This window comes from Nostoc sp. CHAB 5715 (genome assembly GCF_020829685.1).
Lineage (GTDB): Bacteria > Cyanobacteriota > Cyanobacteriia > Cyanobacteriales > Nostocaceae > Nostoc.
On the sequence record NZ_JAIVFR010000011.1, the window covers coordinates 1 to 19,699 of the forward strand.

At 43.5% G+C, this 19,699-nt stretch carries 24 protein-coding genes; 6 read left to right on the forward strand and 18 right to left on the reverse strand.

Annotated elements, in window-relative coordinates; genetic code table 11:
* The first annotated feature begins 553 nt into the window (after positions 1–553).
* On the forward strand, positions 554–745 hold the full coding sequence (locus tag LC574_RS01335; protein ID WP_118167650.1) for a hypothetical protein: 192 nt from the start codon (positions 554–556) through the stop codon (positions 743–745).
* Between the two features lie 214 nt (positions 746–959).
* Here the strand turns inward: LC574_RS01335 and LC574_RS01340 are convergent, their stop codons facing one another.
* The 8 genes from LC574_RS01340 to acpP form a co-directional block, all read right to left on the reverse strand.
* Positions 960–1,352, reverse strand: coding sequence for a hypothetical protein (locus tag LC574_RS01340; protein ID WP_229451148.1), 393 nt, complete (start codon positions 1,350–1,352; stop codon positions 960–962).
* A gap of 391 nt (positions 1,353–1,743) precedes the next feature.
* Positions 1,744–2,277, reverse strand: coding sequence for a leucine-rich repeat domain-containing protein (locus LC574_RS01345; protein ID WP_229451149.1), 534 nt, complete (start codon positions 2,275–2,277; stop codon positions 1,744–1,746).
* 159 nt (positions 2,278–2,436) lie between these two features.
* Entirely contained in the window at positions 2,437–2,847 is a 411-nt protein-coding gene (locus LC574_RS01350; RefSeq protein WP_229451150.1) for a type II toxin-antitoxin system VapC family toxin, read from the reverse strand.
* Positions 2,848–2,852: 5 nt separating this feature from the next.
* Complete coding sequence (locus LC574_RS01355; protein WP_229451151.1) at positions 2,853–3,146, reverse strand: hypothetical protein; 294 nt, start codon at positions 3,144–3,146, stop codon at positions 2,853–2,855.
* 123 nt (positions 3,147–3,269) lie between these two features.
* Complete coding sequence (tkt, locus tag LC574_RS01360) at positions 3,270–5,297, reverse strand: transketolase (protein ID WP_229451152.1); 2,028 nt, start codon at positions 5,295–5,297, stop codon at positions 3,270–3,272.
* A gap of 361 nt (positions 5,298–5,658) precedes the next feature.
* The gene (fabF, locus tag LC574_RS01365; protein ID WP_229451153.1) at positions 5,659–6,909 is read right to left on the reverse strand and encodes a beta-ketoacyl-ACP synthase II; all 1,251 of its coding nucleotides are present in this window, start codon (positions 6,907–6,909) and stop codon (positions 5,659–5,661) included.
* The gene (locus tag LC574_RS01370; protein WP_229451154.1) at positions 6,906–7,157 is read right to left on the reverse strand and encodes a hypothetical protein; all 252 of its coding nucleotides are present in this window, start codon (positions 7,155–7,157) and stop codon (positions 6,906–6,908) included. The genes fabF and LC574_RS01370 overlap by 4 nt, the downstream gene beginning before the upstream one ends.
* Before the next feature lie 15 nt (positions 7,158–7,172).
* Positions 7,173–7,427 carry an acyl carrier protein gene (acpP, locus tag LC574_RS01375; RefSeq protein ID WP_229451155.1) on the reverse strand — a complete coding sequence of 85 codons (255 nt, stop codon included), beginning with the start codon at positions 7,425–7,427 and terminating at the stop codon, positions 7,173–7,175.
* A 418-nt stretch (positions 7,428–7,845) separates the two neighbouring features.
* On the opposite strand from acpP, the gene LC574_RS01380 reads away from it, so the two are divergent.
* Both LC574_RS01380 and lpxD read left to right on the forward strand, forming a co-directional pair.
* Positions 7,846–8,751 (forward strand): CoB--CoM heterodisulfide reductase iron-sulfur subunit B family protein, encoded by a 906-nt coding sequence (locus tag LC574_RS01380; protein ID WP_229451156.1) that lies wholly within the window; start codon positions 7,846–7,848, stop codon positions 8,749–8,751.
* A 111-nt stretch (positions 8,752–8,862) separates the two neighbouring features.
* Positions 8,863–9,915, forward strand: coding sequence for a UDP-3-O-(3-hydroxymyristoyl)glucosamine N-acyltransferase (gene lpxD / locus LC574_RS01385; protein ID WP_229451157.1), 1,053 nt, complete (start codon positions 8,863–8,865; stop codon positions 9,913–9,915).
* Here the strand turns inward: lpxD and LC574_RS01390 are convergent.
* From LC574_RS01390 to LC574_RS01405, 4 genes are all read right to left on the reverse strand, one after another.
* Complete coding sequence (locus LC574_RS01390) at positions 9,867–10,238, reverse strand: hypothetical protein (protein WP_229451158.1); 372 nt, start codon at positions 10,236–10,238, stop codon at positions 9,867–9,869. The two genes, lpxD and LC574_RS01390, sit on opposite strands and share 49 nt — an antisense overlap.
* A 27-nt stretch (positions 10,239–10,265) precedes the next feature.
* Positions 10,266–11,498 (reverse strand): NAD(P)/FAD-dependent oxidoreductase, encoded by a 1,233-nt coding sequence (locus tag LC574_RS01395; RefSeq protein ID WP_229451159.1) that lies wholly within the window; start codon positions 11,496–11,498, stop codon positions 10,266–10,268.
* Positions 11,499–11,550: 52 nt separating this feature from the next.
* The gene (gene rd, locus LC574_RS01400; RefSeq protein WP_229451160.1) at positions 11,551–11,712 is read right to left on the reverse strand and encodes a rubredoxin; all 162 of its coding nucleotides are present in this window, start codon (positions 11,710–11,712) and stop codon (positions 11,551–11,553) included.
* Between the two features lie 366 nt (positions 11,713–12,078).
* Complete coding sequence (locus tag LC574_RS01405) at positions 12,079–12,273, reverse strand: hypothetical protein (RefSeq protein ID WP_179065434.1); 195 nt, start codon at positions 12,271–12,273, stop codon at positions 12,079–12,081.
* 423 nt (positions 12,274–12,696) lie between these two features.
* On the opposite strand from LC574_RS01405, the gene LC574_RS01410 reads away from it, so the two are divergent.
* Entirely contained in the window at positions 12,697–13,263 is a 567-nt protein-coding gene (locus LC574_RS01410; protein ID WP_229451168.1) for an SRPBCC family protein, read from the forward strand.
* Positions 13,264–13,805: 542 nt separating this feature from the next.
* Here LC574_RS01410 and clpB read toward each other — a convergent pair.
* The 3 genes from clpB to LC574_RS01425 all read right to left on the reverse strand — a co-directional run bounded on the left by clpB (position 13,806) and on the right by LC574_RS01425 (position 17,377).
* Positions 13,806–16,424: an ATP-dependent chaperone ClpB gene (gene clpB, locus LC574_RS01415; protein ID WP_229451161.1), complete on the reverse strand. Its 2,619-nt coding sequence runs from the start codon at positions 16,422–16,424 to the stop codon at positions 13,806–13,808.
* Between the two features lie 192 nt (positions 16,425–16,616).
* Entirely contained in the window at positions 16,617–17,018 is a 402-nt protein-coding gene (locus tag LC574_RS01420; protein ID WP_229451162.1) for an HNH endonuclease signature motif containing protein, read from the reverse strand.
* Positions 17,015–17,377: a hypothetical protein gene (locus LC574_RS01425; protein ID WP_229451163.1), complete on the reverse strand. Its 363-nt coding sequence runs from the start codon at positions 17,375–17,377 to the stop codon at positions 17,015–17,017. Before LC574_RS01425 ends, LC574_RS01420 begins: the two co-directional genes overlap by 4 nt.
* A gap of 123 nt (positions 17,378–17,500) precedes the next feature.
* Here LC574_RS01425 and LC574_RS01430 point away from each other — a divergent pair, with 123 nt between their 5' ends.
* Positions 17,501–17,794, forward strand: a complete 294-nt coding sequence (locus tag LC574_RS01430; RefSeq protein WP_229451164.1) for a type II toxin-antitoxin system RelE/ParE family toxin — start codon at positions 17,501–17,503, stop codon at positions 17,792–17,794.
* Positions 17,795–18,127: 333 nt separating this feature from the next.
* On the opposite strand, the gene LC574_RS01435 is transcribed toward LC574_RS01430, so the two are convergent.
* The 3 genes from LC574_RS01435 to LC574_RS01445 all read right to left on the reverse strand — a co-directional run bounded on the left by LC574_RS01435 (position 18,128) and on the right by LC574_RS01445 (position 19,433).
* Complete coding sequence (locus LC574_RS01435) at positions 18,128–18,766, reverse strand: DUF1579 domain-containing protein (RefSeq protein WP_229451165.1); 639 nt, start codon at positions 18,764–18,766, stop codon at positions 18,128–18,130.
* 78 nt (positions 18,767–18,844) lie between these two features.
* Entirely contained in the window at positions 18,845–19,096 is a 252-nt protein-coding gene (locus LC574_RS01440) for a GNAT family N-acetyltransferase (protein ID WP_229451166.1), read from the reverse strand.
* A gap of 76 nt (positions 19,097–19,172) precedes the next feature.
* Positions 19,173–19,433 (reverse strand): hypothetical protein, encoded by a 261-nt coding sequence (locus LC574_RS01445; RefSeq protein ID WP_199349851.1) that lies wholly within the window; start codon positions 19,431–19,433, stop codon positions 19,173–19,175.
* A gap of 76 nt (positions 19,434–19,509) precedes the next feature.
* On the opposite strand from LC574_RS01445, the gene LC574_RS01450 reads away from it, so the two are divergent.
* On the forward strand, positions 19,510–19,699 hold a 190-nt coding region (locus LC574_RS01450), incomplete at its 3' end, for a hypothetical protein (RefSeq protein WP_229451167.1).

The window sequence follows — 19,699 nt, forward strand, 5'->3', positions numbered from 1 at the left end:
AAGTACATTTTTTAACCTTACCCCCAACCCCTCTCCAAAGCATCGGAGAGGGGAGTGTTTGCGTTAGCAAATACGGGGTGAGGTTATGACTGTGTTGCACCCAAATGAAAATTGCTATAGACTTTTATGTACTGAAGCAATCAGCATTGACACCTAAATATATCGCTATGAATCCTTAATTTATCCAGTGGCAATCGATAGCAAAAGATATTTCATTAAAGCTACAGCAAGAAACTAATCCTAATCTCTTAGGCGTTTTAAAGTGCTGTTCTGTCTTAGAAACTAAAGGCTTGATTGTTATACAAGCAACATGTATCGCCCAAACACCCCAAAAATAACGCTTTTATGTCCTTTAGTTAGCTTGCCACCAGTGATAACTAGCTGCGATGCGTGAGGCTAATCTACACTGGAATAAGGGAATGTGTGTTTAGCTAACTTAGATGTTTGAGGCTAAGGAGTTTAGTCATACCTTCTCGGTGTTGGTTATGAAGTGCTTACCTCGTGTGGTAAAACTTAACTTAAATTCTGTCAGTTACTAACGGAGTTGATAGGAATGGGTAACTTTATTATTTTTGCCTTGATAGTAGTTTACGGAGGCGGCGTTTGGAAGTTTTGGAATGGGTTTGGACGAACTAATTTTAATCCAACTTTGACCAATCGCATTGGTTTGTCTTTGCTATGGCCAGCTTTGTTTATTACAAATCAATCCTATCGTCGAAACTTTAGAAAGGCGTTGAAGGGCTAGAGTTTACTATTAAGTTTAAAGTCATCTGAACTTGATGGTGTCATATATCCCAATATAAATCTAACACACCAACCCCCTTTCCCTAATAGGGAAAGGGGGTTGTGTTTGCTCATCCAAAAAGGAGAGGAATTAGGGGAGGGATAAGTTCGTAGTTTTTACAAGTGCAATCCGTTAGCAGTTGGGAAGTAGTGTAGCTGATGAATTTACGAATTATTTATTTGGTTAGCAGATGGATTGCTGCACCTACGGCTGCACCATCAACAGCATTCCCAAGGGTATCTTTGCTATCACCAGTAATTACGCCAGTCACTGCGCTAGCGCCTGCACCGACTCCGATATCTTGAACAACGTTCCGGTTACGGCGATTGTTTCTTAGACCATTTGCACCATTGACAGCTGCACCAGTGACACCACCTTTAACAGCATTGTCTAATACACGACCATTTCCCCTAACTGCTCCGGTTACTACATTGGTAACAGCCCCAATACCTGCATCTCTTAATACTCGGTCATCAGCCGCAGCTGGTTTAGCAGGAATTATAGTGACACCAGCTAAACTTGCAGCCATGAGGCTGGGTAGAAGTGTGCGCTTTAGGATATTATTCATTGTGTTACCTTCTCAAAACATCAAACAATTCGATAAATCTAAAGTTACTGGAGTCAGAGAAAATAATATTTTTTCAAATTGGACAACAGCAACTATCTATTGTTTGAGGACATATACATAATCGCATTTATAAAATCATAACTGCATCCACTGAAAGCATGAATATAGATTAAGCCTTGAGAAGGCCTTGCTGATTTATTAGGCGATACTAGAGATTACACATTGACAAAATAAACTAAGTATGTATTGTAGATTTTTAGGTATGAAAGTTTCATTTTTTCAGTACTAGCAAGCGATTTCTGATGATAAATCGCGTACTGTTTACCCTATCTAACTAAAGATAGTTGACAAAATAACTAAACTAATTCATCGGGGTTAATATTTAATTCTCTTAGTTTAGCAGCCAATCTGGCAAAGACTCTAACATATTGTCACAAGCATCTATATATCGAAGATTTTGTAAATTCCCAATGCTTTCTGGTAAATCTCTTAAAAGATTTCCTCTGATATTTAATAATTCAAGACTTTTTAATTCACCAATACATTCTGGCAAAGACGTAAAGTCACCATCTTCAAGAGAAAGATATTTTAAGTCTTTAAAATTCCCGATTGCATCAGGTAATTGATGTAATTGGCTATTCATGCAAATTTCTAAATATTCCAGCTTATCAAGATTACCAATTGTATCAGGTAATGATTGGATTGCTGTTTCTTTAATTGTAAGATGTGTCAAAGCTTTAAGCTGTCCAATACTATCAGGAAGTTTATTTATAGAAAGACCTCTTATACAACCTTGTATTTCTAGTTTCTTAAGATTTGTCAGATTTCCTATGGTGTTAGGTATTTCTTTGAGCCAATAACAATCACAAATATCTAGTTCCTCTAAACTTGTGAAATTGCCAATACTATCAGGTAAATATTCCACATCGCGGCAATCGTAAATTTGAAGTTCTCTTAATTTAGGTTGATAATTAATAAACTTTTCAAGTTGTTCTAGAGTTTATGCAGTCGGAACATAAGTCATATAGATCAGTAAATAATCATTAATAGTTAGCTTAAAATCTACTTACCGAACCTCTTATTTCTAAGAATCTGTTGATAGCCAATTCTCCAAGACTAGTCCTTCAATTCGCAGCAAGTCAAAATCATTAGAAACCAAAATTAATCCGCGTATGATCGCAGTTGCTGCTATGAATATATCTTGCTCTTGGATAGTTTGACCTCTGCGTTTTAAATCTACATGAATTTCGCAGGCTTTTTCAAGAATTGCAATACCATCTAAAAACAAAATTTGATATCTATGGCAGAACAAACTAAAGTCAGCTGATTGCCTTGTAGCATTGATAGCTAAAAGTCCCCGTTTGACCTCATAATAAGTGATGCAGCTAATAAATATGTCTTTTTGGAGACGGCGTGCTTCTCGGAACTTATTGTCTACATTGACGTTCTTTTTGAGAATATAGCTGACAATGTTTGTATCAAGTAAATAAGTCACTTTGTCTATTTTCTTTTTACTGCTTCATCGTACATTTTTATTTGCTCTGGCGTCAAATCATTTAAAGTACCTGAAACAGCTTCTAAAACTAGGATACTATCAATTCTACGTGTTAAATCATCATCTTTAATCGCTCGCATTTCTTCTGGTGAAAATTTACCAAACAGGTCTACCAGCATTTCAATCATTTCCCATTTTTTTAATTTCACCAAGTACAAGCTATTGCTTTTAAATAGGTTGTCTACAATTGGCGATATCCGGTTAGTAAGTTCTTGATGATAGCTAGAAACTTCTTGCATAACTTCCTCCCAATATTTAACTAATTACCTCAATTATAAACAATCCTCCTCAGCGCTCCTTTGCGTAAAAAAAAGGTGGACAAGATGCCCACCCTACAAAATTTTAAGAATATTCTGTTGCTATTAACCCAACAATTGTTTAGCCTTAGCTAATACATTATCAACGCTAAAGCCAAACTTCTCTAAACAAACACCACCTGGAGCCGAAGCACCAAAGCGATCAATACTAACAGTATCGCCTTCAGTACCCACATATTTGTGCCAACCGAAACTAGCGCCAGCTTCTACAGATAAACGCTTGGTGACAGCTTTTGGCAGAATGGATTCTTTATAAGCCGCATCCTGTGCTTCAAACAGTTCCCATGAAGGTAGCGAGACAACACGAACTTTCTTACCTTCAGCCTTGAGTTTTTCGGCTGCGCCTACGGCGAGGCTCAGTTCTGAACCAGTACCAATTAGGATGATATCAGGTGTACCTTCGCTATCCACCACAGTGTATCCACCCTTTGCCACACCCTCAACCGATGTACCTGCCAAGTTGGGGACAGGTTGACGGGTGAACGCCAACAGAGATGGAGCATTTTGCTTCGCTTTCTCGATCGCTATTTTATAAGCACCAGAGGTTTCGTTACCGTCTGCGGGACGAAACACTAATAAATTAGGAATAGCTCGTAAGGAAGCTAGAGTTTCAATGGGTTGGTGTGTCGGGCCATCTTCACCTTGTCCAATGGAATCGTGGGTCATCACCCAAATCACCCCAGCTTGGGAAAGGGCGGATAAGCGGATGGCAGCACGCATATAGTCTGTGAAGATCAAGAAGGTAGCACCGTAGGGGATTAATCCTGAAGCGTGCAGCGCTATCCCATTACAGATTGCGCCCATACCATGTTCCCGTACCCCAAAGTGGATGTTGGGATTTTCGTAGTGCCCTTTTTGGAAGTCGCCTTTACCCTTGATTTCAGTCAAGTTGGAGTGGGTTAAGTCAGCCGAACCACCAATCAATTCAGGTAAAACCCCCGCCAGTTTATTGAGGCAGGTTTCTGAGTGTTTGCGGGTGGGCGCTGCTTTGTCTTCGGGGGTGTAGGTGGGTAGTACCTTATCCCAACCGTCGGGTAGCTTGGCGCTTAGGTAACGTTCAAATTCAGCCGCTTCTTGGCCATACTTAGCTTTGTAGTCGGCAAATGTTTTGTTCCATTCGTCTTCGTAGCCTGCACCGCGCTCAACTGCTTTGCGTGTGTGGTTGAGGGCCTCTTCGGGTACTACGAAAGGCTCGTATTCCCAACCCAAATTTTTTCGAGTCAAGGCAATTTCGTCTCCACCAAGGGCAGCGCCGTGAACACCAGCAGTGTTTGCTTTATTGGGGGAACCGTAACCAATAATGGTTGTTACTTTTATGAATGAAGGCTTATCGGTGACAGCTTTGGCTGCTTCAATTGCTTTGGCGATCGCTTCTAAATCCGTGTTACCATCTTCAACGTGTTGGACGTGCCAACCGTAAGCTTCAAAGCGCTTGGAAACATCTTCGGTGAATGCCACATCTGTGGAACCGTCGATGGAAATGTGGTTGTCGTCGTACAGAGCGATGAGTTTGCCTAATCCCAAGTGTCCTGCAAAAGAAGCAGCTTCCCCGGAAATTCCTTCCATGTTACAACCGTCACCTAAAATTACGTAGGTGTAATGGTCAACAATCTTGGCATCGGGTTTGTTAAATTTAGCGGCAAGGTGTGCTTCGGCGATCGCTAAACCAACTCCATTGGCAATTCCTTGACCCAAGGGGCCAGTTGTGACTTCCACGCCTGGGGTCATGAAGTTTTCAGGGTGTCCGGGGGTTTTAGATTCCCATTGACGGAATTGTTTGATATCTTCAATGGTGACGCTATCGTAGCCTGTCAAATACAGTAGGGCGTACTGCAACATCGAGCCATGACCGGCAGACAAGACAAAGCGATCGCGGTTAAACCATTTGGGATTCTTGGGATTAAACTTCAAAAAGCGATCCCAGAGGACAAAAGCCATCGGAGCCGCGCCCATTGGTAGTCCTGGGTGTCCCGATTTTGCTTTTTCTACGGCATCAACAGCCAAGAAGCGGATCGAGTTAATAGCCAGTTCTTCGACGGACAATTCTTTAGCGGATTGGGTTGCAACAGTCATAATCTCTTGTTTTTAACGACGGGTTAGCACTCTTCGTAGCTTCTCTTACTGGGGTTATTTTAGATTCCCCACAGTATCCTCATCATCCCACTCCCGCTTGTTGATGGACAAGCGGGATCTCCTGAGTTTCTGGTGATAAATCAAGCTGATAATTGGGTCATGCTGAACGCTTAAGTTATATCGGAATGATATCTATGATACTTTGGGCATGGGGCATGGGGCATTGGGCATGGGGCATGGGGCATTGGGCATGGGGCATGGGGCATTGGGCATTGGTTATTAATTCTTGTCCCTCACTTCCTCATCCCCCTCATCCCCCTCATCTCCCCCTGCTCCCTGCTCCCCTGCCTCCTGCCTTCTTTTAGACGTATTTCTTAAAGGCCAGTGTGACATTATGACCGCCAAACCCAAAAGAATTGGATATTGCCACCTCGACTTTTTGAGCGCGGCTATAGTTAGGCACGTAATCTAAATCACACTCTGGATCGGGATTTTCCAGATTGATTGTCGGTGGAATTTGGTCATTAGCGATCGCCAATACTGTTGCGACTGCTTCAATACCTCCAGAACCGCCCAATAAATGACCTGTCATCGATTTGGTGGAGCTAATTGCTACCTTATAGGCATGTTCTCCCAAAGCTTTTTTGATTGCTGAGGTTTCAGTTGAATCATTAGCTGGGGTACTAGTGCCGTGAGCATTAATATAGCTAATCTGTTCGGGAGTTATATTGGCATCTTTGAGCGCTAGTTCTATTGCTCTAGCTGCTCCGGGTCCACCAGGGACGGGGGAAGTGATATGGTAAGCGTCACAGGTCATACCATAGCCGATCATTTCGGCATAAATGTGAGCGCCGCGACTGAGGGCGTGTTGCAGTTCTTCGAGAATTAAAATTCCTGAACCTTCACCTAATATAAATCCGTCGCGATCGCGGTCAAAGGGACGGCAAGCTCTATACGGATCGTCATTGCGAAAAGAGAGGGCTTTGCAAGCGGCAAACCCAGCCATTGATAATGGTGTCACAGCGGCCTCTGTTCCGCCGCAAATCATCGCCTGGGCATATCCCCCTTGAATTAAGCGAAAAGCATCGCCTACAGCGTTAGAGCCAGCAGCGCAAGCAGTTACAGGGCAGGAATTTGGCCCTTTAGCACCCGTGTGAATTGCCGTTAATCCTGCTGCCATATTGGCGATCATCATCGGTATCATGAATGGACTACAGCGATCGGGCCCACGGTTGAGGTAGATAGTTTGCTGGTCTTCTAATACCTTAATACCACCAACGCCAGAACCGATCATGACACCTACCTGTTCTGCATTCAGTTCATTAATAACTAACTGCGCGTTAGCTAGAGCCTGTTTTGCTGCCGAAACCCCAAATTGGGCAAATCGATCCATGCGCTTGGCCTCTTTGCGCTCCAAGTAATCGTGTGGATCGAAGTTTTTTACTTCACCAGCAATGCGGCAATCATGGCGAGACGCATCAAAAAATGTGATGCGGTCAATGCCATTACGTCCACTCAATAATCCATCCCAATATTCTGTTGCTGTGTTACCGATAGGTGTAATCGCGCCAACACCAGTTACAACAACGCGTTTACGTGTATAATCTGTCATGATTCAGTTAAAGGTGGCGAAAAAGCAGCAGGCATTAAATAGTGCTGAGTTTCGAGTCCTGAGTTCTGAGTTTTGGAAGCACCCAAAGATGGAGAAAACTCCGAACTTTTGCCTCCGAAAACTCTAACTCCTAAACCCTGTACAGACGCGATTAATCGCATCTCTAATTCAGCACTCAGTGAAAAGTCAAAGCAGTGATTTTTGCCTAGATGCCCAGAGGGGGCGAGACAAAGCCATCTAAACTTCAAAGACTCAAAACTTTTTTAAGCTGATGCGGTAACTTTGTTATTGATGTAATCTACTGCGTCTTGAACCGTTAAAATCTGCTCGGCAGCTTCGTCGGGAATTTCGATATCAAATTCTTCTTCCAAGGCCATCACCAGTTCAACGGTATCCAAGGAATCTGCTCCTAGATCGTCCATAAACTTGGACTGGGGAGTGATTTTGTCAGCATCTTCGACACTCAATTGTTCGGCGACGATTTTTTTGACCTTATCAAAAAGTTCCGTTTGGCTCATAAATAATAAAAGTCCTTGACCAGTTGCTAGGTTCTGCTCTTTATGGGAAACATTGTTTTGAGCATATACATCTTATCGTCAAGCGCGATCGCCCGTATACTACCAAGGGTTTTTCTGTTAGAAAATCCCTCCCCTTACTCAAAAGAATCGGGTAAGTTTTCTTAGAATTGGGTATAGGAGCGGACTATACCATTGCCAACAGCATGTAAATTTCGATTGTCCAATTATTGCTAACTTTTTTTACAATGTCTCGCTCAGTATTTACAGCCTTGCTAGCAATCAGAATATATAGACGCTGCGGCTTTGAACCTAGACGGTTAAAGAGATGGTGAACGTCAAACATCAGAACTTAGATGCTAACAAGGAATAATAAAACAATTATTGTTTAGAGCGATCGCTCTAACCCAAACATACCTCTATGCTATCTCAGACACTCAAATACGCTTACTTTCCTGGATGTGTTGCTCAAGGGGCATGTCGGGAACTTTACCAGTCAACTCAAGCGCTTACCCAAGCACTGGGTATTGAACTGGTTGAACTTAAAAAAGCTGCCTGCTGCGGTTCTGGCACATTTAAAGAAGATTCTAAACTGCTAGAAGATACAGTCAATGCTAGAAATATTGCCCTAGCAGAAGAATTAAATTTGCCTTTACTTACCCATTGCAGCACTTGTCAAGGTGTTATCGGTCATGTCAACGAACACCTGAAAGAATGTAAGACTTCTGACCCTGCGTACATTCAACAGGTTAATGGCTTGCTGCACAAAGAAGGCTGTTCGCCTTATCGCGGCAGTACCGACGTTAAACATCTTCTCTACGCCTTGGTAACAGATTACGGTTTAGAGGAAATTACCAAACGTGTTACCCGGAAGTTAACTGGATTAAAATGTGCGGCTTTTTATGGCTGTTATCTCCTCCGCGCCCAAAAATCTATGCCCTATGACGACCCTTTCCAACCGGAAGCGATGGAAAATATGTTTCGGGCGGTGGGTGCAACACCAATTTATTACCGAGGGCGGACACAATGTTGTGGTTGGCCCCTGGCTAGTTATGCCACTACCCAATCTTTCAAGATGGCGGGGATGCATATTCAGGATGCGTTGACATCTGGTGCTGACTGTATAGTTACACCTTGTCCTCTGTGCCACTTAAATTTAGATTCGCGTCAGCCAGAGGTGGAAAAGGTTATTGAGCAAAAGTTAGGTTTACCAGTGCTGCATTTATCCCAGTTGATTGCTTTGGCACTTGGGGTTAGTCCAAAAGAACTGGGTTTAGAACGCCACGTTGTTTCCACAAAGCCAGTGTTGGATAAATTAGGATTTTAGTTTGTTTTGGCCAGTTGCTACAACGGGGAGACAGCCCGTTGGGCGGCTGTGCTGACTTGAAGGAACATCCCCGCTACGCGTCTACTAAATTACTTTTGAACACACCCAACAATGAAATTCAGTGAAATCCTCCGCCAATTTGGTGATGCCGCTACCAATCATAATTTGACTAACAACCCAGACCATGACCCAGAAATTATAGGGGTAGCAGCCATTGATGAAGCTATTATCGGTACTCTCAGCTATGTAGAAGGGGCAAAATTTGGGTCTTTTATCGGCAAGACCAATGCTAGTGCTTTAATTTTGCCCCAGGATGAAAAATTACAAGTGCTTGCACAAGAAAGCGGTATTGTCTGGCTAGCAACCCCAGATCCGCGATTATTGTTTGCCAAAGCGATCGCCCTTTTTTACCAACCATATCGCCCCGTCCCAGAAATTCATCCCACTGCTGTGATTCACTCCAGCGCAAAAGTTGGTAGCGATGTTTACATTGGCCCCCATGCTGTGATTCAACAAGGGGTAGAAATAGGCGATGGCGCAATTATTCATCCCAATGTGGTGATTTATCCAGATGCCAAAATAGGCGATCGCACCACCTTACACGCTAACTGTACCATCCACGAACGCACCCGCATCGGTGCAGATTGTGTGATTCACAGTGGTGCTGTCATTGGTGCAGAAGGCTTTGGTTTTGTTCCTACTCGTACCGGTTGGTTGAAAATGGAACAATCTGGCTATACAGTCTTAGAAGATGGCGTGGAAGTTGGCTGCAACAGTGCCATTGACCGCCCAGCCGTTGGAGAAACACGGGTCGGCTGCAATACAGTAATTGATAACTTAGTGCAAATAGGTCACGGTTGCCAAATTGGCGCAGGCTGTGCGATCGCAGGTCAGGCTGGCATGGCCGGGGGTGTTAAGCTGGGAAATCGCGTTATTTTAGCTGGACAAACAGGAATAGCCAATCAAGTGAAAATCGGAGATGGAGCGATGACATCTGCTCAAACTGGAATTCACAGCGATGTTGCACCAGGAGAAGTTGTCTGCGGATCTCCAGGCATTCCTTACAAACTATATCTTAAGGTATGTGCTGTTTATAATCGGTTGCCAGATATGTATCAATCGCTAAAACAATTGCAACGTAAATCCAAAAATAGCAATGAGTGAAGGGGGCAGGGGGCAGGGGCAGGGGAGGCGAGTATAAAAGACTCGTCCACGAGTATTAAAGACTCATTCACGAGTATCAAAGACTCGTCGGCGAGTAAAAAAGACTCATTCACGAGTATCAAAGACTCGTCGGCGAGTAAAAAAGACTCATTCACGAGTATCAAAGACTCGTCGGCGAGTATCAAAGACTCGTCCACGAGTAAAAAAGACTCATTCACGAGTATCAAAGACTCATTCACGAGTAAAAAAGACTCATTCACGAGTATCAAAGACTCATTCACGAGTATTAAAGACTCATTCACGAGTATCAAAGACTCATTCACGAGTAAAAAATTTAATGAGACAGACCACTAGTCTTTAGTTGCCATTGCTACACCTGCTAAATAGCTGGTTGTCCAAGCACTTTGGAAGTTAAACCCACCAGTAACGCCATCAATATCTAAGATTTCTCCGGCAAAATAAAGACCAGGAACTAACCTACTTTCCATCGTCTTAAAGTTGACTTCTTTGAGGTTGACACCGCCACAGGTAACAAATTCTTCTTTAAAGGCTCCTTTGCCACTGATTAAATATTGTCCCTGAGTAAGTTCTTGCAACAGTTTATTTAAGGTTTTACTAGATATTTCTGCCCAACGGTCTTCTGTGGTAATGCCTGCACGGGCAATGATATATTGCCAGAGACGATGGGGGAGATCAACGCCGCGATGCAATGCGATCGCTTTCTTTCCCCATTCATCCTTAACTGCTAAAACTTTTTCTCGCACTTGTTCTTGTTGCAATTGGGGCAGCCAATTAATCAATAATGTGGCTTGATAGCGGTTTTCGTGCAGAACTCTCGCACCCCAAGCAGAAAGCTTCAGAACTGCGGGGCCACTCAAACCCCAGTGGGTAATTAGTAATGGGCCAGTTTGTTGTAATTGGGATTTTCCGCCCAGAGATAACCGCAATTGCACAGGGTTAACGCTAACTCCAGCTAAAGCCCGCAATTGAGGATCAGCAATGTTGAAGGTAAATAGAGAGGGTACTGGCGGTTCTATTTGATGACCTAACTCTTGGACAATTTTATAACCTACAAGACTGCTGCCGGTCGCAAGAAGTAGGCGATCGCATTTAATCGGATCTCCCGACTTCAGCAGAATATCAAACCCCCCATCTGCTGCGGTCACTGAAGTTACGTGTGTACCGATACGGAGTTTGACTCCAGATGTCGCCATCGCTTTAATCAGACATTCTACAATGGTTTCTGAAGTGTTGGTGACAGGAAACATTCGGCCATCGCCTTCAGTTTTTAGATAGACTCCACCAGCAGCAAACCAAGCTACTGTATCTTGAGGCCCAAACCGAGTTAAAGCACCCCGCAAGGCTTTTGCACCTCTAGGATAATTTTGCACTAACTCCTTAGGTTCAAAGCAAGCGTGAGTAACGTTGCAGCGTCCGCCACCAGAAATTAGCACTTTCGCTAGGGGTTGGCGACTGGCTTCAAGTAAAGTAACTTGGGCATCAGGATTGGCTTTAGCACAAGCGATCGCGCCAAAAAATCCTGCTGCCCCACCCCCAATAACTACGATTCGTAACGGTAGCAAGTTCTAAAATTTCTCAATAGCACGTACTTTACTAGGCTAGCCGTTATCTTCACTATTCAACTAGTTCAAATTGATCTTTTGTCGCACCACAAGTCGGACATACCCAATCATCTGGTATATCTTCAAAGGGTGTTCCGGGTGCTATGTCGCTATCTGGATCGCCTACTTCTGGGTCATATTCATAGCCGCAAACAGTACATATATACTTTCTCATGTTCGTTTCCTTTAGTAAATTGTTGGCATTGCTTCAGTATTAAATACTTCTGGTAGTTAGTCATTAGTCATTAGTCATTAGTCATTAGTCATTAGTCATTAGTCATTAGTCATTAGTCATTAGTCATTAGTCATTAGTCCAAGAGAAACCACGCCCACCCAACGGCAAAGCTCAAGGCATCCCTTGGGACATGGTTTGAATTAGTTCGATATAAGAAAGTTTTTTTCGCCCAGGAGTGGCGCGGTATATACCAAAAACTCTTGTATCTTAGACCAATACTTCGACTACGCTCAGTACAAGTGACCAATGACAAATGACAAATGACAAATGACAAATGACAAATGACCAATGACAAATGACAAATGATTAAAAACGCCACCAAGTCCTTTGAGCATAACTGATTATCCCAATGGCGATCGCCCCTAGTAGCAGTAGCCAAATTATTCCACCTGGAATAAAAGTGAGAATACCAAAGCCTCTCAGTACCCAAACGGCTACGCTAATGCCAAGAAGGATACCGAAAATCTGGATTAATCTACGATTTAAAGAAGATTGACTCACCTACTTTTCCTCTCAACTCAACAGAGATTACACTTGATATTGACAATAAAATATGAAGTTCCGATGAAGTTGCAGTTTCATCAGAAATAACACGTAAAAATCGAGAGATGCTATGCAAACGTTAGGGTAAGGTACTTGATATTAGGTCGTGTTTGTGCCATTCTAGCTGTTAATAACTTAGTTTTTAATTTATAAATACCGTTATTATAAAGTTTACTTAAATATTGATTGTGTTAATTGTGATAAGAACTACAGTTTTTCCAGTAAGATAACTGAAATAATTACCAAAAAACTCGCCGTTTCTGTAAAGGATAGGCATTACACTGGAACTAAAATTTAATGGGTTGGAATCTAAATCAAGTTTTATGGCTTGTAGTTTCAACTCCATTTAGGTGGATGAGTTGAGGAGTAAGTAAAATCATGATGTCTGCGTCTCATATCTCAGACTCAATTATTGCAGGTTCAGATATGGCTTGGAATCAAGACAAGCAAAAGTTGCTGGTACAGGGTGAAATTTTAATAGAAACGCGATCGCACAAAACCTGGGGTGGCGCGGTGACAGCCTGGATGTATGTGCCGATGGTGCGATCGCAAGTCTGGCAGCAATTAACTGATTACCCCCGGTGGGTGCAATATTTTCCTGATATCACTAAAAGCGAAATATTACACAAAGGTGAAGTCAAACGCCTGTATCAAGCAGCACAAAAAGCCTTTTTCTTTTTCACGGCTCAAGTTGAAATTTACCTCAACGTTGTAGAAGTGCTGGGGCAACAAGTCCAATTTCGCATGGAAAAAGGGACGTTTGAGGATTTTAACGCTCATTTAGAACTCAAAGATTGCGGTAACGGCACAATGCTTGCTTATACTGTGCAAGCTACACCTATTATTCCAATTCCATCAATTTTCATTCAACAAGCAATGAACTTAGAGTTACCTGCAAATATGCGTAAAATGCGACAAGTACTTTGTAAAGGTCAGAATAATTCGTAATTCGTAATACTTCGGCTACGCTCAGTACAAGTTCGTAATTCGTAATTATTACCTTAACGAATGTTTCACAAAAAAACGCCGCTCTTGCTTGACTTGGGTTATATGTTGCACCTGCCTATACTGCCTGAGAATAAATTCTCTTTTCTTATAGCCCAAGTCTACTAAGCGTGGACTACAATAGGACTTACGCAAAATATCCCTCAAACTCTGATTTCTCCGTGTCGCGCCAGTTGCTACCCTACGGGAACGCTAAGAGCGAACAAGTCTCTTAACCGCAAGGGCGCACTGGCCTCTCTGCGCCTCTGCGGTTCGTTATTCCGTAACTCGTGCGTAAGTCCTATACAACCCTTACTTAGTCTTCTTTAGAAGACTTTAGCTATAAGCCTCAGAATTCATTCTGAGGCGGTCGTGGGGACTGGTGCAAGTTCTGACTTGGCGTTTTTTTGTGAAATGAGCTTCAACGAAGAGGGAAGAGGACAAGGAGAAAGCACTTGTTGCAAATTCTCACTCAAATCCCCTTGTTTCCCCAGCCTCTTTCTCAATTAGCTGGTAAACACCTCAGCAGGTAAGCGACTAAAAGAAAGACGCTCATTTTGCACATCTACAAAGATGGTGTTGCCGTCGGTGAATTCACCGCGCAAGAGCGCTTTAGCAATTTGAGTTTCTAACTCTCGCTGAATCGCCCGCTTCAGTGGACGCGCCCCATATACTGGGTCATACCCTACTTCGGCTAAAAAGTCAAGTGCAGTATCCGAGAGCTTGAGGAATATTTTGCGATCGCTCAATCTTTGCCGCAATCTTTCCAATTGCAATAGCACAATTTGGCGCAATTCCTTCTTATCTAAACCGTGGAAGATGATGATTTCGTCAATCCGATTCAGGAACTCTGGACGGAAGCTATTTCGCATTGCTTCCATCACCCGACGGCGCATTTCGTCGTAGTGAGTGTTATCTCCGGCGACATCGAGAATGTACTGCGAACCGATGTTGCTGGTCATGATGATAATAGCGTTCTTGAAGTCCACCTTATGACCTTGGGCATCAGTGACGCGACCATCATCGAGAATTTGCAAGAAGATATTAAATACATCGGGGTGTGCTTTTTCGATTTCGTCGAAAAGAATCACTGAGTAAGGACGGCGACGAATTGCTTCTGTAAGTTGTCCGCCTTCTTCGTAACCCACGTATCCTGGAGGCGCACCGATTAAACGAGAGACGGCGTGTTTCTCCATATACTCCGACATATCGATTCGCACCAGCGCATCTTCGCTATCGAACATATACGCCGCCAGCGCTTTCGCCAACTCGGTTTTACCCACACCCGTAGGCCCAAGGAAGATAAAGCTAGCAATGGGACGATTGGGATCAGCTAGTCCAGCCCGCGATCGCTGAATTGAATCCGCTACAGCTGTAACTGCTTCTTCTTGTCCAACCACGCGGCGGTGCAGTTCATCTTCTAAATGCAGCAGTTTTTCTTTCTCCGATTCCACCAACTTGCTAATCGGAATTCCTGTCCATTTAGAAATAATTTCGGCAATATCACCTTCCGTTACTTCTTCTCGTAATAGTGATTTACCACTTCTTTGAGTGTTTGTCAATTCAGCTTCTACTGCTTCCAATTGACGATGTAAACTGGTTAAATTGCCATATTTCAACTCCGCAGCACGGTTGAGGTCGTAGTCGCGTTCTGCTTGCTGAATCTCTAAGTTGACCCGTTCAATCTCTTTTTTAACAGATTGAATTTTGTCAATGATATCTTTTTCAGACTGCCATTGAGTATTCAGTGTTTTTTGTTCTTCTTTGAGATTGGCAATTTCTTTTTCCAGTCTTCCTAGACGTTCACGAGAAGCTGCATCGCTTTCTTTTTGCAGCGATAGCTTCTCCATTTCCAATTGCAGAATCTTGCGATCAATTTCGTCGAGTTCTTCTGGTTTGGAGGTAATCTCCATTTTTAATCTAGCGGCGGCTTCGTCTACCAAGTCAATGGCTTTATCAGGGAGGAAGCGATCGCTAATATAACGACTCGACAATACGGCTGCTGCAACTAAAGCACTATCAGAAATCTTCACCCCGTGGTGGTTTTCATAACGTTCTCTCAACCCTCGCAGAATCGAAATACTATCTTCTACACTGGGCTGATCCACATAAACTTGCTGGAAGCGTCTTTCTAGTGCGGCATCTTTTTCGATATATTTGCGGTATTCATCTAGGGTTGTCGCCCCAATACAGCGCAATTCGCCCCGCGCCAACATTGGTTTTAATAAGTTACCAGCATCCATCGCGCCTTGGCTTGCACCAGCGCCGACAACGGTGTGAATTTCATCAATAAATAAAACAATATTGCCGCCAGATTCAGTAACTTCTTTTAATACTGCTTTCAGACGTTCTTCAAATTCACCCCGAAATTTTGCCCCTGCAATCAAAGCACCCATATCTAAAGCGATTAGCTTGCGGTCTTTGAGGGATTGAGGTACATCACCTGCGATAATGCGTTGTGCTAATCCTTCGGCGATCGCAGTTTTACCAACACCTGGTTCACCAATTAGCACAGGGTTATTCTTAGTGCGGCGAGAGAGAATTTGGACAGTGCGACGAATTTCATCATCTCGCCCAATCACTGGATCGAGTTGACCTTTACGTGCAGCTTCTGTAAGGTCACGCCCATATTTTTCCAGTGCTTCGTATTTGCCTTCTGGATTTTGGTCGGTCACTTTTTGACTCCCTCGAACTTGTTTGATAATATTTTTGAGTTTGCCTTCGTCTAAACCAAACTCTTGGAATAAAGCTTTGCCAAAGCGGTCATCTTTAGCGTAAGCCAACAATAAGTGTTCAATTGAAATATATTCGTCTTGAAACTCTTTACGATATCCGTCTGCTCGATCTAGAAGTGTATCTAGGCTGCGTCCTAAGTAGACAGAACTGCTAGTACCAGATACTTTTGGCTGACGTTGGAAAAATTGCTCAGTGCGATCGCGCAGTTTTTGGAGGTTAACACCCGCTTTAGTGAGAATCCCAGTTGCTAGACCATCTTGTTCTAGCAGCGCTTTCATCAGGTGTTCACTTTCAATTTGCTGTTGTTGATATTGTTTAACAATATCGGGGGTATGGGCGATCGCTTCCCAGGCTTTTTCTGTAAATTGGTTAGGATTAGTAGGTTGCATAGGCTTTTTCAGGAACGTAGAGGCGCAGTGGCTTGTTGCAGGCTCGCCACCCCAAACACCAAGTAAATAAAATTTCTGTTCTCAATAGATATTGTATGAACAGCACAGCGATCGCCTAGATCGGTGTTCACGTCTTGTAAAAGTCGTATTTTCCCGTAGTTCCGATTTCCCATTTATTGTTGTGCTGTACAATTACAGAAACAAACTCAAGCGAATCCATAATTGTCGGGCTGCCACCTGAGAAGCACTGTTCATCTCCAAATATTCTATAGTGACTTTTCCAGAGGAAGTAATGCCTATAATCTTGCCAGATTGAGTATCAACCTGAAAATGCTCACTCCACTTATCCTGTCTGGGATGAAAGAAATTAACTTCAATGTTGGAAGCAGGCATAATGCCACTAATACGAGTTCCTTTACGGAGATTACACGAGCGACACGCAAGAGCTAAATTTGCTTCGTCATTTTCACCTTGCCGAGAGAGCGGGATGATATGCTCAACCTCAAACGGAAAGTTAAAGATTATTTCAGGGGCTTGGCAGTACTCGCAACGATGGTTGGCACGTTGTGCGATCGCAGCATAATACCGATTCACAAACTCTCTTGCTGTATCAATGCAGCTGTTCGGGCTGCTGCTGCTTTTAATTCAGCCTCAACCAAAGTATCCAGTTGTGCTTGTTGCTCTGGTGGCAATGCTTGCCCCTGATCTCGTGCTGATCGCCACAAACTCATCAATTCCGATAACCGTTTTTGTTGTTTAACACTGAAAAACGGGTCAGGGCTAAAGTTTTGAATGACAAGCAGTGCGCTGAACTCCGTTTCACCCAACTGAATAGTTAACGCATCTAGGGCTTGCCCCGCAGTTTTGCCAACAGAGTGCTTATCCCCTGCAATGGCGCGATAAGTTTTTTCACCATCAGCATCAAAGATTGGCAAGATTGCTACTGTTGTCATGCTTCCAGTTTGGAATCCTTTGCCTCAAATTATAGCTCTACGCAACCCAATGTTTGAACTTACGGGAGGCGATCGTTAAGCTATTGGCGACAACTATATATCATATCTGATATAATATAGGCTATGGATAACGATGATAAACCTCTAGTCTGGCTACGCGGCGAGGTTAAAACTCCACCTTTTAGTCAGGAAGCTCGTGTTGAGGCAGGTTTTCTGTTGAGGTGCTTGCAGCAAGGTGAGAATCTGGAATTGCCTCACTCGCGATCAATGCCAAGTATTGGAGCGCATTGCCATGAGTTACGCATTCGAGACGTGGACAAAAATTGGAGAATCATTTATCGAATTGATGACGATGCCATTTTGATTGTCGAGGTGTTCATTGACACTCTCCTGCCTAAAGGCGAGGAGATTCTTTAAGACATTACTGCCTTAATATCCTGTTTGCACAGGTTCCCAGGCTGACCCTACGGGTTCGGCAGTCGCTCATGGGGGAGACCCCCAAGACCGCGCTGCCTCACCACGTTTGCACAAAGTGCTTCGTCATATCTCCTCAAAGAATGTTTTGGGCGTAGACTTTCCCCCAGTCCGGGGGTAGGTTTTTAAATCTTGTACTGATAGGACTATTGTACTATATATTGACTCAGGCGTAAACGCCGCCCGAAAGCTTTCATCACGCAGCCTAAAGTACGAAATACGCAACTGTGTTCGGAGGCGGAGTGTCTCCGACTCCGCGCTGTTTCTCAAGGGTTTTCAGCTAGCCTTTCTTATAAACTGATGCCACTGCCCATCATCGCCCAGTACATGAGATGTCATCACTCGATGATTATCACTCTTGAACTCGATTACATCTCTGTACTTTGCCATCTTCTTATCGCCCGTCATCGCGGGCCCGTCAGAATTGAGCGTTAGTATGTTTTTAGCCGCGTCCAATTCACCGTCGTACAACCACAGATAAGTCATCATTGACCCAACCCAGGTGCCTACATAGCGTTGCTTCTGCGAGTCATATCCGAGCGTTATTATCATTGTTGCCGCACCACCACAGGGCATTTCGCCCTGTCCTTCAGCTACAACCCACAGTCCACCGATTGATCGCACACTTTCCGTTCCTGTTGCTCTTTCAGGCGGCTGATCTGGACTCATCATTGCCTCTGTTTCATAAGTCCACTCACCGACGAGTTTCTGTAGCCACTGATGTTCCTTTTGTGGCTCAGTATTCATTGTTGGCTCCTGTTGTGTTTTGGCTGTCTCCATTGCTTTAGCTCCTTTTGATGAATCATTGAGAAATTGAGGAATGCGATTAGCGCGAATTGCAACACCGTCAGCAAAGCCACCCCAAGGGGCTAGAAACGGCGTAAAATGATGGAAATTACCGACTTGATAGTACATAAATACTATCATGAATTGGCTAATCAAGGTTTATGACTGGCAGATTGACGAAAACATTCTACTTTTGCTGGCTCTGCCCTACAGCAATGCGATCACATTTTCATGATGCCAATCTGATCGGTTCACGCGATAAACTAAGCAGTCATCGCTACCAAATCGTCGAGACTCGACAAATTGGAAACCAAAACGTTCATAAAAGCGGTGAACGCGGGTATTGCCAGCAAGTGGATCGACAAGTACAGCTATCACTTGCTGGCTGGCAAAACATCGAGCAAGTGCAAGCTGCATCATTGGGTGACGAACGTTGCCGATGCTGTGAGGGACTTCCACATTGAGTGAAATTGCTGAAGCGGTAATCTGCATAGATACTTATAAAGTTAGTTCTTTTACATACGAAAGATTTCTATTATGGCAACAGTCCCAATAAGCTCTCTAATATTTTGTATCCCCATTTGAGTGTTAGCAATCCGCAGAAAATTGCTAGGATCAGACTACCTATAATACCTGTGGTTATTGGTTCTGCATATCCAAACCAATCTGTATAACTCCAATACAATCCAGCGATCGCTACTCCGGTTATTGCACCAATACCAAAACGCTTAATTAATCTACCAACCTTTTCGGGTTTTAATTCAGGTGTATTTACTTCAGGGGGTAATGGGTTCATTAAAAACCTTTGCCTTTTTCGACAACAGTAGGCGCTCTGCTTCCCATTTTAGTCTTACTTAGTTATTGACGTTGCCATGTGCCGCAGTTGGTGTCCTAATCCATCAATTCCTACGCCTTGCATTCCTGGTGTGGGGGAAGCAGGAAAAGCCCTATGCGATCACACAGAACATGGAGCAGACTTGTTTGCCTACAACATCACATTAACGCCAAGATGCATCATCAGAGCCAATGCTGTTTGCAAAGCCATTGCAGCAGGTTGGCTCA

Excerpts from the sequence above, each read along its gene's own strand:
- LC574_RS01335 (WP_118167650.1), top strand. The coding sequence starts at position 554 with ATGGGTAACTTTATTATTTTTGCCTTGATAGTAGTTTACGGAGGCGGC.
- LC574_RS01340 (WP_229451148.1), bottom strand. The coding sequence starts at position 1,352 with ATGAATAATATCCTAAAGCGCACACTTCTACCCAGCCTCATGGCTGCA.
- LC574_RS01355 (WP_229451151.1), bottom strand. The coding sequence starts at position 3,146 with ATGCAAGAAGTTTCTAGCTATCATCAAGAACTTACTAACCGGATATCG.
- tkt (WP_229451152.1), bottom strand. The coding sequence starts at position 5,297 with ATGACTGTTGCAACCCAATCCGCTAAAGAATTGTCCGTCGAAGAACTG.
- fabF (WP_229451153.1), bottom strand. The coding sequence starts at position 6,909 with ATGACAGATTATACACGTAAACGCGTTGTTGTAACTGGTGTTGGCGCG.
- acpP (WP_229451155.1), bottom strand. The coding sequence starts at position 7,427 with ATGAGCCAAACGGAACTTTTTGATAAGGTCAAAAAAATCGTCGCCGAA.
- LC574_RS01380 (WP_229451156.1), top strand. The coding sequence starts at position 7,846 with ATGCTATCTCAGACACTCAAATACGCTTACTTTCCTGGATGTGTTGCT.
- lpxD (WP_229451157.1), top strand. The coding sequence starts at position 8,863 with ATGAAATTCAGTGAAATCCTCCGCCAATTTGGTGATGCCGCTACCAAT.
- rd (WP_229451160.1), bottom strand. The coding sequence starts at position 11,712 with ATGAGAAAGTATATATGTACTGTTTGCGGCTATGAATATGACCCAGAA.
- LC574_RS01410 (WP_229451168.1), top strand. The coding sequence starts at position 12,697 with ATGTCTGCGTCTCATATCTCAGACTCAATTATTGCAGGTTCAGATATG.
- clpB (WP_229451161.1), bottom strand. The coding sequence starts at position 16,424 with ATGCAACCTACTAATCCTAACCAATTTACAGAAAAAGCCTGGGAAGCG.
- LC574_RS01425 (WP_229451163.1), bottom strand. The coding sequence starts at position 17,377 with ATGACAACAGTAGCAATCTTGCCAATCTTTGATGCTGATGGTGAAAAA.
- LC574_RS01430 (WP_229451164.1), top strand. The coding sequence starts at position 17,501 with ATGGATAACGATGATAAACCTCTAGTCTGGCTACGCGGCGAGGTTAAA.
- LC574_RS01435 (WP_229451165.1), bottom strand. The coding sequence starts at position 18,766 with ATGTACTATCAAGTCGGTAATTTCCATCATTTTACGCCGTTTCTAGCC.
- LC574_RS01445 (WP_199349851.1), bottom strand. The coding sequence starts at position 19,433 with ATGAACCCATTACCCCCTGAAGTAAATACACCTGAATTAAAACCCGAA.